Annotated in this window: 4 protein-coding genes; 2 read left to right on the forward strand and 2 right to left on the reverse strand. The window is 62.6% G+C overall.

Features of this window, described 5'->3' with window-relative positions:
- Positions 1 to 56: 56 nt before the first annotated feature.
- A complete protein-coding gene (locus AC07OV_RS27685; RefSeq protein WP_495093396.1) occupies positions 57 to 884 on the reverse strand; it encodes a N(5)-hydroxyornithine transformylase PvdF in 828 nt (275 codons plus the stop codon).
- Between the two features lie 199 nt (positions 885 to 1,083).
- Between AC07OV_RS27685 and AC07OV_RS27690 the strand changes: the two genes are divergently transcribed.
- Both AC07OV_RS27690 and AC07OV_RS27695 read left to right on the forward strand, forming a co-directional pair.
- Positions 1,084 to 2,736, forward strand: a complete 1,653-nt coding sequence (locus tag AC07OV_RS27690) for a cyclic peptide export ABC transporter (protein WP_494997951.1) — start codon at positions 1,084 to 1,086, stop codon at positions 2,734 to 2,736.
- A gap of 156 nt (positions 2,737 to 2,892) precedes the next feature.
- Positions 2,893 to 5,265 (forward strand): TonB-dependent siderophore receptor, encoded by a 2,373-nt coding sequence (locus AC07OV_RS27695; protein ID WP_495093397.1) that lies wholly within the window; start codon positions 2,893 to 2,895, stop codon positions 5,263 to 5,265.
- Between the two features lie 239 nt (positions 5,266 to 5,504).
- On the opposite strand, the gene AC07OV_RS27700 is transcribed toward AC07OV_RS27695, so the two are convergent.
- The coding region (locus AC07OV_RS27700; protein WP_495093398.1) for an amino acid adenylation domain-containing protein at positions 5,505 to 13,496 on the reverse strand (7,992 nt) is incomplete at its 5' end.

The raw sequence follows: 13,496 nt of genomic DNA on the forward strand, positions 1-13,496 counted from the left end.
CCCCACCAAACACCCCCCCCCCCCCCCCAAGCCAGCTCCTACAGGGTCGTGTGTATTCAGACCTGTTTGGCGAGTAGCTCCAAACCTTCGTGCAGCGCCGGGAACAGACTGTTATTGAAGTTGTTCCAGCGCAGTTCGAGGATGGTGTCTTCCGGGGAAATCTCGGTTTTCAGCACGTCGTGGAACACCTCGCCCGAGTCAATGCCGTTGTCCACGTAGTGGAACGAGGCGCCGGTGAGGTACAGCGGCTCGCACGGCTTGGTTTCCTTGGTGGCCCAGTCCACCACCGCCTGGCCACGTGCGCCGTACAGGGCGTTCCAGGTGGCGTACGCGCCGCGACGCTCGTAAGGCGATTCGATGCGAGTGATGCCCGGGTGGATGTTCATGATGCGTCGCGCAAACGGCGCGCCCGGGCGTACGAGTTCGTCGAGGATCACCAGTAAGCCATCCAGCACCACGATGTCGGCCTTCAATTCCACCAGGGTGTCGTACAGTCGGCGTTCGAAATCCTGTTTGCCGGCGATATGCTCGGCGCTGCCACGCGGCAAGCGGCGGTAGGTGGACGGTACGCTCAGCAGCAGGTCGTTGACCAGGCTGCCCTGCACGCGAAGGTCGGCGGGGTACAGCCACTGGCGGCCCTGCTGGTAGGCGAAGCCATAGTCCTTGACCAACTGCTGGTCGCGCGGGTTCTGTTCGTCATCGTCGTAGACCACGCCCACCAGGTTATAGGCCTGGCCCAGCGGCGTGTCGTTGAGCGACCCCACCAGAAACTCCAGCACCGACTTCATGTAGCGCTCGTGGTCCTTGTAGGCCACTGGCTGCCCGGCCTTGTCGGCGGCGGCATTTCTCAGGGACCAGACATATACCAGGTTCTTTTTCGTCATTGTTTCGCTCTCGCTGGATGGACTGCGCACGGCCTTGATGCACGTGCGCCTACAGAACAAGAACGAACCAGCCCCCCGTGGATTTATCCACCACCGCCACCACTTGGCACACCGCGCTAAATACTCGCCCCGGCGCTTCGTTTGTCATGGGTAAGGGTCTGTGTGCCCAGCCCCATTTTTCACTCTCCGGGATGTATTTATGACTGACCCCAAGCGCGGCGCCTTCAACGGTCTGCTCGCATTGCTCAGACCCTTTCGTACCATCGTGACGGTCTCCGTTGCCCTGGGCATGGCGGGCGGCCTGGCCATCACGTTTCTGCTGGCCACCATCAACAATGCCCTGCACTCCTCCACCGGCATGACCCAGGGCGTGGTGCTGACCTTTGCCGCCCTGTGTGTGCTTGCCCTGACCAGCTCGATCGTGTCCGACATCGGCACCAACTACGTGGGCCAACGCATCATTGCTGCGCTGCGCAAGGAACTGGGTGAAAAAGTGCTGTCGGCGCCGATCGAGCAGATCGAGCGCTACCGCTCCCACCGCCTGATCCCGGTGCTGACCCACGACGTCGACACCATCAGTGACTTCTCGTTTGCGTTCACGCCGCTGGCCATCGCCACCACCGTCACCCTCGGTTGCCTGGGTTACCTGGCGTACCTCTCGGTGCCGATGTTCCTGATGATGATCGTGGCCATTGTCATCGGCAGCAGCGTGCAGTTCATCGCAGGCCACAAGGGTATCCGCGGTTTCGACGAGGCCCGCGACCTTGAGGACGAACTGCAACGCTACTACTCGGCAATCGCTTCGGGCGCCAAGGAGCTGCGCATCCACCGCCCACGCCGCTATCGCATGAACACCCACCGCATCCAGGAAACCGCCGACCAGATCAGCGACATCCAGGTGCGCTCGGTCAACATCTATATCGTGGCCAAGACCTTTGGCTCGATGCTGTTCTTTGTGGTGATCGGCCTGGCCCTGGCGATGCAGGCCTACAGCCCCAACCCGGACCCGGCGGTGATCACCGGTTTTGTACTGGTGCTGCTGTATATGAAAGGCCCGCTGGAACACGTGGTGGGTTACCTGCCGATCATCGGCAAGGCGCGTATTGCGTTCGGGCGTATCACCGAGCTGGCCGATCGCTTCTCTTCCCCCGAGCCCCATTTGCTGATGGACAACTCCGAAGCGCCCAACCCTCTGGTGCAAAGCCTGGAGCTGCACAATGTGCGCTACAGCCCGCCGCCGGTCGAAGGCAGCGAGCCGTTCCACCTGGGGCCGATCAACCTGAGCATCAAGCAGGGCGACATCGTGTTTATCGTCGGTGAGAACGGTTGCGGCAAGACCACCCTGATCAAGCTGCTGCTGGGTCTCTATCCGCCGCAATCCGGGGAGATCCGCCTCAACGGCGAAACCGTGACCGACCCGGTGCGCGATGACTATCGCCAGTTGTTCACCACCGTGTTCGCCGACTATTACCTGTTCGATGACCTGGTGCAGGGCAGCGCCACCCAGTCGCTGGACAGCGCGACCAAGTACCTCGAGCGCCTGGAGATCGCGCACAAGGTCAGCGTCAAGGACGGCGTTTTCAGCACCACCGACCTGTCCACCGGCCAACGCAAGCGCCTGGCCCTGGTCAACGCCTGGCTCGAAGAGCGCCCGGTGCTGGTGTTCGACGAATGGGCTGCCGACCAGGACCCGGCGTTCCGCCGCATTTTCTATACCGAGCTGCTGCCGGACCTCAAGCGCCTGGGCAAAACCATCATCGTCATCAGCCACGACGACCGTTATTTCGACATCGCCGACCAGTTGGTGCGCCTGAGCGCAGGCCAGGTGGTGCACGAAATGGAGCCGGCTTGAAATTTCTTTTCCGGTTTTACCAAGTAGGAACGTCTCACTAGTGGTAATGAGAACCAGCCTCAATAAGCACTTAATAATCTGCCCACTTAAAACCTAGAAGAGAAAGCATTCATGCCAGTACGACTCGGTCGGAGCCCCTTGAGCAAAGCGCTATCCATGCGACGGGCCTTGAACATCAACCTGTTGCCCAGCGCCCTGGCCCTTGCGATCTCGCTGCCTATCGCCGGTTATGTGCAAGCTCAGGAGATCGAGCTCGATATTCCTGCACAGCCACTGGGAACGGCACTGCAGGCGTTCGGTCAGCAAACCAACCTGCAAGTGCTGTACAGCCCGACTGATGTAGAGGGCAAGAACAGCACCGCGGTCAAAGGCAAACAGGACCCGAACCAGGCGATCGCCACCCTGCTCAAGGGCACCGGCATTCACTACAGCCTGCAAGGCAACGCGATCACCATCAGTGCCGCGGCCGTTTCAGGGCTGGAACTGGGCGCCACGCAAATTACCGCCAACCAATTGGGCACCGTGACCGAAGGCACCGGTTCCTACACCCCGGGCACCATCGCCACCGCGACACGCCTGGTGCTGACACCGCGGGAAACACCGCAATCGATCTCGGTGGTGACCCGCCAGGTGATGGATGATTTTGGCCTGACCGCCATCGACGATGTGATGCGCCACACCCCGGGCATTACCGTCTCGACCTACGACACTGAACGTACCAACTACTATTCTCGCGGCTTCTCGATCGTCAACTTCCAGTACGACGGGATCCCCACATTGCGTGACGCCCAATATTCGGCGGGCCAGACCCTGACCGACATGGCGATCTATGACCGGGTCGAAGTGCTCAAAGGCGCTACCGGCCTTCTCACCGGCGCCGGCGGCCCGGGTGGCACCATCAACTTGATCCGCAAAAAACCCACGTCCGAGTTCAAGAGCAGCATAGAGCTGGGCGCAGGCTCCTGGGACAACTACCGCTCGCAAGTCGATGTCAGTGGCCCGTTGACTGAAACCGGCAACGTGCGTGGCCGCGCAGTAGCAGCGTATCAAGACAAACAATCGTTCCTCGATCACTACTCGCGCAAAACCGGCGTGCTCTACGGCATCCTGGAATTTGACCTGGACGAAAATACCCTGCTGACCCTGGGCGCCGATTATCAGGACAGCGACCCCAAAGGCTCCAGCTGGACCGGCACCCGCACCATTTTTGATGCCACCGGCAACAAGCTGGACGTGCCGCGCTCGTTCAACAATGGACCGAAGTGGGGTTCATGGGAGCAATACAGCCGCACGGCTTTCGCCACCCTGGAACACACATTCGATAACGGCTGGGTTACCAAGGGTCAGTACAACCACCAGATCAATGGCTACAACGCCCCCCTGGGCTACATTTCCCAGGATTCCGCTACCGCCAGTTCCATCTACGCACGTAAATACGTGGGCGACACCACCAGTGACAGCCTCGACGTGTACGCCTCGGGGCCGTTCGAACTGTTTGGTCGCGAACATGAACTGGTGATCGGCCAGTCCCTGTCCATCTCGAAATGGAAGGCCAAGGACTACACCGCCACCACCTATTTCGACAACTCCTATGACTTCTACAATTGGCGCGGCCAAGCCATTGAGCCCCTGTGGACCGCTACCAAGATCAATGACGAAACCACGCGCCAGACCGGCACCTACGTCACCGGCCGCTTCAGCCTGACAGACGAACTGCACCTGCTGCTCGGCTCGCGTGTCGCCAACTATCAGGTCACCGGCACCAGCGACACCCAGGAAAGTGGCAAGGTAGTGCCCTACGCCGGCCTGACGTATGACTTCACTGACAACTTCACCGCCTACGCCAGCTACACCGAAATCTTCCAGCCGCAAACCCAATATCGCACCCGTACACGCGCCATGCTGGCTCCCAACGAAGGCAAGAACTACGAGTTTGGCGTCAAGGGTGAGTTTTTCGATGGCCGCCTGAACTCCAGCCTCGCCTACTTCGAAGTGCACGAAGAGAACCGTCCACTGGCTGACACGGCGTGGAACTCGCAACCGGGCGTTGACTACTCCTATATCGGCACCAAGACCAAGACCAAGGGCTACGAAGCGGAGATCTCCGGTGAACTCGCCCAGGGCTGGCAGTTGCAGGCGGGCTACACCCACAAGATCGCCCGCGATGACGACGGCAAAAAAGTCGCGACCTGGGAGCCGGAAGATCAGGTCAGCTTCTATACCACCTACAAACTCAAGGGCAGCCTCGACCGGCTGACCGTGGGCGGCGGTGCCCGCTGGCAGAGCGCTGGCTGGCAGACCGTCAACAACTGGGGCTACCCGGGGGGTGGTCGCTCTGAAAAGTTCACCCAGGAACCCTACTGGCTGGTGGACTTGATGACGCGTTATCAAGTCACCGATCACCTGTCGGCAACCTTGAATGTCAACAACCTGTTCGACAAACACTATTACACCAACATCGGCTTCTATGACTCGGCCTACCCAGGCGACCCGCGCAACGTGATGGTCACCACCCGCTACGACTTCTAAACCCGCGCAAACACAAAAGCCCCGTATCGCAGGATACGGGGCTTTTTTGTAGCCGAAGCATTATCAAATACCCACCACAGACGCCTCTGGATCGAAGCAACCCGCCAACCGGCCGTTGTAGTGAGCGGGCTTGCCCCGCGCCGAGGGCACCGCAACCCCCAAGCCAACCTCCGAATCAGCACCTCGTACAGCGCATGGCTCGGTATTTGGGGGCGCCCGGCGCGAGGCAAGCTCGCTCACTACAAGGCGGTGAAGCTTTTGATGAACTCGGCGTTGTCGACGATGCGGTGATGGGTGGTGTCGATCACGACCGAACGCTGGATGCCACCCTGGCCAACCACCTCGCGCATGCCACTTTCAATCAGCACCTGATGCAGCCCCGCCTCACTGCGTGCCGCCCACCAGCAGTTGAGTGGCGCCTTGATTGCACGGTAGTCGGTGTCTTGCAGGCGCTCATCCAGCACCTGCTTGATTGCCCAGGAACGCTCGGTTTCGCCGCCTTCCTGCAATTCGTCCTTGAGTGCACGGTAACCCTCCCCCAAGGTCGCGTCAGCCCAGTCGGACAGGCGTTGCCATTGTTGGTCCTCATCGCCGGACGCGCTGTGCCAAACGTCTTGGATCTGCTGCGCAAACGCCGGGAACATCACCGCCAACAGCTCGGCACGTCGCTCAGCCGCAGAGATGACCCGCTCGTCCACCAGGGCACCCTGGTTCCAGAAGGCGGTATAGCGGGCCGGCGGTGGCGCATCGATCCAGCCGACGGATTCCACCGTGCGTCCAGCCTGCTCCAGAAGGTAAGCCACTTCCATGGCCAGGTTGCCACCGAGTGACCATCCCGCCAGGCGGAACGCACCGTGTGGCTGAGCGGCCAACAACTGTTGGGTGTAATCCTCGACCATCTCACTCCAGGCTGGCACCTCGCCCCCCTCCTCCACCAGCGCTCGGCAGACCACCCCCATCACCGGGCGCTGCTCACGCAACGCCAGGGCCAAGGCCTTGTAGCAATGCACCGAACCGAAACTGGGGTGAAACAGGTACAGCGGCGTACCTTCAGTCTGCGTATTGAGCCTGACGATCAACGAACGCTCGCCCTCCCCCTCGATGCACCGGGCCTGGCCCGCCACCGTGGGGTGCAGCATCAACTGGTTGACCGCAAGCGTGACACCACAGGCCTGGCTGAGCGTGTTCTTGAGCATCAGCACCAACAGCGAATGGCCGCCCAGCTCGAAAAAGTTGTCATGCAACCCCACGCGTTCCACCTTCAGGACCTGCGCCCACACCGCCGCAATCCGCTGTTGCAGTTCGCTGCTCGGGGCCACGTAGCCTTGGCTCGACGCATGGGGTGTGGGCAGGGCCTTGCGGTCCAGCTTGCCATTGGGACTGAGCGGCATCTGATCCAGGACCACCCATTGAGCCGGCACCATGTAGTCCGGCAAATGGCTGCCCAAGTAGGCATTCAAGCGCTCGCGCCAGTCGTCGCCAGCCTGTTGCAACACCAGGTAACCTACCAGGTGCTTGCCTTCGAGCACCAATACCGTCGCTTCACGCACCGCTGGGTGCTCCAGCAGGCGCGCCTCGATTTCACCGAGTTCGATGCGAAGGCCACGCAGCTTGACCTGATGATCCAGGCGCCCCAGGTATTCGATCACTCCGTCGGCCCGCTGGCGTACCCGATCCCCGGTGCGGTACAGCCGCGCGCCGTTGTGGAACGGACACGGCACAAAGCGCTCGGCGGTCAGCCCCGGGCGTCGGTGGTAACTGCGTGCCAGACCTTCGCCGCCCAAATACAACTCGCCGGCTACACCGACCGGGACCGGTGACAGACCGGCATCCAGCACATGGGTGCGCAGGTTGGCGATCGGCTCACCAATCGGCACCGTGTCATGGCCCTCATCGACGCAGGTCCAATGGGTGACATCGATGGCCGCTTCGGTAGGACCATAAAGGTTGTACAACCGGGCGTTCGGCAATTTGGCGAAGACTTGATGCTGGGCGTCCACCGGCAGCGCTTCGCCGCTGCACACGATGCGTTGCAAGCTGTGGCAACTGGACACTGCCGCATCCTGCAGGAACGCCTGGAGCATCGACGGCACAAAGTGCAGCGTGGTGACCTGCGTCTGGTTGATCAAGTCGACCAGCCTGGCTGGATCACGGTGATCGCCCGGCGCTGCTACGACCAGGCGTGCACCGGTCATCAGCGGCCAGAAGAATTCCCACACCGACACATCGAAACTGAACGGAGTCTTTTGCAGCACGCTATCGCTGGCGTCCAGGCCATACGCCTCCTGCATCCAGCACAACCGGTTGATCAGCGCCGAATGCCGGTTACCCGCGCCTTTAGGCTGGCCGGTGGAACCCGAGGTGTAGATCACATAGGCCAGGTTTTCACCGTCCAGGACAATGGCCGGGTTCTGTTCCGGGTACCCTTCAAACCACGACTCGCCCAGCACCAGGTGTTGCACGTCTGGCGTTACCGGCAAGTCTGCCAACAGGTGGGCCTGGGTCAGCAGCAGTTTCACACCGCTGTCCTGCAGCATGTAGGCCAGGCGTTCACGGGGGTATTCCGGGTCCAGCGGTACATAGGCACCGCCCGCCTTGAGCACGGCCAGCAAGCCGACCACCATTTCGATAGAACGCTCGACGGCCACGCCCACCAGCACGTCCGGGCCTACACCCGCCTCGATCAAGCGATGCGCCAGGCGATTGGCACGCTGGTTCAGCTGCGCGTAGCTCAGTTGGTGTTGACCAAACACCAGCGCCGGCGCCTGCGGCGTGAACGCCACCTGGTCTTCGATCCAATGGTGCACCGCACTGTGCAGCGGGTAATTGCGCGCGGTCGCGTTCCAGCCCTGCACCGCCAGCTCACGCTCGCGCAGGTCCAGCAGCGGCAACTGGTCGACACGTTGCTGCGCATCACCGGCGATCCCCTGCAACAGGTTGAGCCAATGCTGTGCCAGACGTGCCAATGTCGCCGGCTCAAACAGGTCCGTGGCATAGGTCAGCGACGCCGCAAGCCCTTCGGCGGACTCATGGGTGTTGAGGCTCAGGTCGAACTGCGCCGTCTGGCTGTCCCAGCCCAGGCCGCTGACCGCCAAGCCTGGCAGGGATTGACCGTCATATCGCCCAGGCGCCTGGGTTTGATGGTTGAACAACACCTGGAACAGTGGGTTCACCCCCAGGTTGCGCTCAGGTTGCAGGGCTTCCACCAGTTGTTCGAATGGCAAATCCTGATGGCTCTGGGCGTCCAGGGCTCGCCGTTTGACCTGTTGCAGCAGTTGGCCGACGGTGGTGTGCCCATCGATATCGGCCTTGAGTACCTGGGTGTTGACGAAGAAACCGATCAGACGCTCGGTCTCCACCCGATTGCGGTTGGCAATCGGCACGCCCACGCGGATGTCCCGCTGGCCGCTGTAGCGATGCAACAACGCCTGGAACGAGGCCAGCAACAGCATGAACAGCGTCACCTCCTCACGCTGGGCCTGCGCACGCAGGGCGCTGAGCAGCGCGGGCGGCACCGCTATCTCAATGCTCGCACCGCGATGGCTGGGTTGCGTGGGCCGTGGATGATCCAGCGGCAGCTCCAGCACCGGCTGTTCGCCGCCGAGCAAGGTACGCCAGTAATCGAGCTGGCGCGCCTTTTCGCCGCCCTCCATCCATTGGCGCTGCCATACGGCGTAATCGGCATATTGGATCGGCATGGCCGGCAAGTGTGGCGTCTGCCCCTGGCTGTAGGCCGCATACAGTTGCACCAGCTCATCGACCAGCACCTGCATCGAGCCACCGTCGGAGATGATGTGGTGTTGCACCAGCACCAGCACATGCTCATCTTCGGCAATACGCAGCAAGTGGACACGCATCAGCGGCCCCTGGGTCAGGTCAAACGGCCGGGCGATCAGGCCTTCTACCTGCGTTTTCAGTGCAGCCTCATCAGTGTCGGCTGTGACGATGTCCACGCTCGCGTCCGCCACTATCACCTGAACGGCACGCTCGCCCTCGTGGCGCAGGTGGGTGCGCAGGCTTTCATGACGCGCCACCAAGGCATCGAAACTGCGCTGCAACGCCACCCTGTCCAACGCGCCTTTTAGGCGTAATGCGCCCGGCACGTGGTAAGCGGCGCTGTTGGGGTCCAGTTGCCAGAGGAACCACTGGCGTTCCTGGGCGTACGACAACGGCAACGGTTGCTCGCGGCCCACAGGTAGCAGAGGTGGCGCCAACGCAACACCGGCGTCCGTCGACAAAGTCGCGACGAAGCCTTGCAGGCGCGGTTGTTCGAAGAGGCTGCGCAATGCGACCTCTCGCCCAAGCAGATTGCGCAAGCGCGACACCACCTGCATCGCCAGCAAGGAGTGCCCGCCCATCTCGAAGAAATGGTCGGTCAAGCCGACGCGCTCGGCACCGAGGATGTCGGACCAGATGGCTGCGACTTGCTGCTCCAGTTCGGTCACCGGTTCAACCCACGCCTGTTGCGTCAGGCTGGCATCCGGTTTTGGCAGCGCCTGGCGGTCCAGCTTGCCGTTAGGGTTGAGCGGCATGCGCTCCAGGAAGATCAGGTGCGCCGGCACCATGTAGTCCGGCAATTGCTCGCGCAGCACGGCTTTCAGGGCTTCGGCGTCTTGCTCGGCAGCCACCAGGTAGGCGACCAATTGGTTGTCGGCCGCCAAGACCAGGGTTTCGCGCACGCCTTTCTGAGCCAGCAACAGCGCTTCGATTTCTCCCAGCTCGATACGGAAACCACGGATTTTCACCTGATGGTCCACCCGGCCGACGTATTCAATCACGCCATCGGCGCGGTAACGCGCCAGGTCGCCGGTGCGGTACAGGCGGTCGCCGCCGAATGGATCCGGCACGAAGCGCTCGGCGGTCAGCAGCGGCCGGTTCAGGTAGGCACGGGCCAGGCCGCACTGGCTGCCGATATACAGCTCACCCACAGCACCCAGTGGTGCCAGGTTGAGGTCGCGATCCAGCACATACAGCGCACGGCCTGGCAACGAGCGGCCAATCGGGCTGGCCGTGGCGCCGATGGTTTCTTCGCCGCTGGTGCAGTCGAGCACGCTGGAGACCACCGTGGCTTCGGTCGGGCCGTAGGTGTTGAGCAAGCGAACATGGCCCAACCCGGCCTTGATCCATTGCGCCGGGCCGTCCAGCGGCATGGCTTCGCCGCCGATATGGATCTGGCGCAGCGCACCGTAAGCACGTGGGCCGGCTGCCAGGCAATCGAGCAGGAACAGGTTCCAGTAGGCGGTGGGCAAGTCGGCCAGGGTGATGCCCTGGCGGATGATTTCGGCATACAGGCGGCCGCTGTCCCACAACTCGGCCCCGCGCAATACCACGGTGGCGCCGTGGGTCAGCGCCGGGTACAGCTGCTCGACGAAGCCGTCGAAGTTCAGGGTGGCAAACTGCAGGACGCGGTCGTCCTGGGTCAGGCGCGAGTAACCGGCGGCGATGCTGGAGAACTCGGTGAGCGCCGCATGGTTGATCGCCACGCCCTTGGGCTTGCCGGTGGAACCGGAGGTGTAGATCACATAGGCAAGGCTCTGCGCGTCAACCCGCACCTGAGGGTTCTGGTCAGCACACAGAGCCAGCTCGCCCGCTGCCAGATCCAGCGCAAGGCCAGGCATCCCTTCAGGCAGCGGCATCGGCACATGGGACTGGGTGAGCACCAGGCTGACGCCGCTGTCTTCCAACATATGCAGCAGGCGTTCACGCGGGTACTGCGGGTCCAGCGGCACATAGGCGCCACCGGCCTTGAGCACCGCCAGCAGGCTGATCACCATGGCAAACGAGCGCTCTACCGCAACGCCCACCAATACCTCGGGGCCAACGCCCTGCTTGATCAGGTAATGGGCCAACCTGTTGGCCTGGCGGTTCAACTCGGCATAGGTCAGCGACTGTTCGTCGAGGCACAGCGCAATGGCGTCAGGACGTCGTTGCGCTTGCACTTCAAACAACCCATGAACACCGAGCGGGCTTTGGAACGCTGCGCCGCCGTTGTTCCACGGTTGCTGCTCGATACCCGCCAGCAATGGCAACTCGCTGACACGTTGACGGGCATCGGCGGCCACCGCCTGCAGCAGGTTCTGCCAGTGCTGCGCCATGCGCCCGATGGTGGCCGCGCTGAACAGGTCGGTGGCGTAGGTCAAGGTGGCCCACAGGCCGTCGGCCGAGGCCTGGGTGTCCAGGCTCAGGTCGAAATGCGCCGGATGACTGTCGGACTCCAGCCCTTCCAGGCGCAGGCCCGGCAATTGCTCACCCCGGGAGGCACGCAACTCGGACTGGTGGTTGAACATCACCTGGAACAGCGGGTTGTGGCTCAGGCTGCGCTCCGGTTGCAACGCTTCGACCAATTGCTCGAATGGCAGGTCTTGGTGCGCCTGGGCTTCCAAGGCGCGGCGCTTGGTCTGTTGCAGTACCTGGGCGAAGGTCATCTGGCCGTCGAGATCGGCCTTGAGTATCTGGGTGTTGACGAAGAAGCCGATCAGGCGCTCGGTCTCGACCCGGTTGCGGTTGGCAATCGGCACGCCGACGCGGATGTCGGCCTGCCCACTGTAGCGGTGCAGCAAGGTCTGGAACGACGCCAACAGCAGCATGAACAAGGTCACGCCCTCGCGTTGCGCCAGCGCTTTCAGGCCAGCGACCACGCCTGCGTCCAATACGACTTCCAGTTGCGCGCCCCGATAGCTCTGCATGGCCGGACGCGGATGGTCCAGCGGCAGTTCCAGCACCGGTTGTTCAGTACCCAGCAGCTTGCGCCAATAATCCAGCTGCCGCTGCTGTTCACCGGCCTCCATCCAGGCACGTTGCCACAGGGCGTAGTCGGCGTACTGCAAAGGCATGTCGGGCAACTGAACCTCGCGGCCCTGGCTGTAACCGGCGTACAACTGCACCAGTTCATCGACCATCACTTGCATCGACCAACCGTCCGAGACGATATGGTGCTGCACCAGTACCAGCACGTGCTCCTGATCACTGAGTTGCAACAGCGTGACGCGCAGCAGCGGGCCCTGGCGCAGGTCGAACGGGCGGGCAATTTCCGCCTCCACCCGTGCCTGCACCTGTTCCGGGCTCGGATTGTCGAGCACGCAGCTGTCGATCACCAACGTGGCGGCCGGCACTATGCGCTGCAAGGTGCGCTCGCCGTCGCTGACAAATACCGTGCGCAGGGTTTCATGACGGGCCAGCAGGCTGTCGAAGCTGCGCTGCAAGGCATTGCGATCCAACTGCCCGATCAGGCGCAGGGCGTTGGGCACGTGGTACGCCGCGCTGTCGGGCTCCAACTGCCAGAGGAACCATTGGCGCTCCTGGGCGTAAGACAAGGCCAGTGGCTGGCCCCGCTCCACCGCCAGCATGGCTGGGGCCAACGGCGCGTCATCGGTTTGCAGGGCCTGCAAGGCCAACACAAAACCTTCCAGCTGCGGCTGCTCGAACAACGTGCGCAAGGCAATTTCGCGGGCCAGTAATTGGCGTACGCGTGAGATCACTTGCATGGCCAGCAGCGAATGCCCGCCCAGCTCAAAGAAATGATCAGTCAAGCCGATGCGCTCAGCCCCCAGCACCTCGGCCCAGATCGCGGCCACTTGCTGTTGCAACGCGGTCACCGGCGCCACCCAGACGCCTTGCGCCTGCGCGGCGTCCGGTTGCGGCAGGCCTTTGCGATCAAGTTTGCCGTTGGGGGTCAGCGGCATTTGCGCCAGGAACATGAAGTGCGATGGCACCATGTAGTCGGGCAGACGGGTTTTGAGGGCGCGACGCAGGCTGTCGCGGAACTCGGCCTCGTTGGCCAGCAGTCCATCGGCGGGCACAACGTACGCCACTAATTGCTTGCCGGTCGGGCCCTCCTGGGCCACCACCACGGTTTCACCGACGCTGTCCTGCTCGCGCAGGCGTGCTTCGATTTCGCCCAGCTCAATGCGGAAGCCACGGATTTTCACCTGGTGGTCGACACGGCCCAGGTAGTCCACCACGCCGTCCGGACGGCCACGGGTCAGGTCGCCGCTGCGGTACACGCGACTGCCGGGTTTGCCGAACGGGTCCGGCACGAAACGTTCGGCCGTCAGCGCCGGGCGCTCCAGGTAACCCCGGGCCACGCCCTCGCCGCCCAGGTACAGCTCACCCGCCACGCCGATGGGTTGCAGGTTGAGTTGCGCGTCCAGCACGTAGCCGCTGCGGTTGCCCAGCAGTGTGCCGATGGGGGCGTAGACAGCGCCGCAAGGGTCGCCTTTGCGGGCTTTCCA

This window comes from Pseudomonas sp. GW821-FHT09A09, assembly GCF_059418405.1.

What these genes read in the sequence shown, in the direction of transcription:
- AC07OV_RS27685 (WP_495093396.1), bottom strand. Translation starts at nt 884, where the DNA reads ATGACGAAAAAGAACCTGGTATATGTCTGGTCCCTGAGAAATGCCGCC.
- AC07OV_RS27695 (WP_495093397.1), top strand. Translation starts at nt 2,893, where the DNA reads ATGCGACGGGCCTTGAACATCAACCTGTTGCCCAGCGCCCTGGCCCTT.
- AC07OV_RS27690 (WP_494997951.1), top strand. Translation starts at nt 1,084, where the DNA reads ATGACTGACCCCAAGCGCGGCGCCTTCAACGGTCTGCTCGCATTGCTC.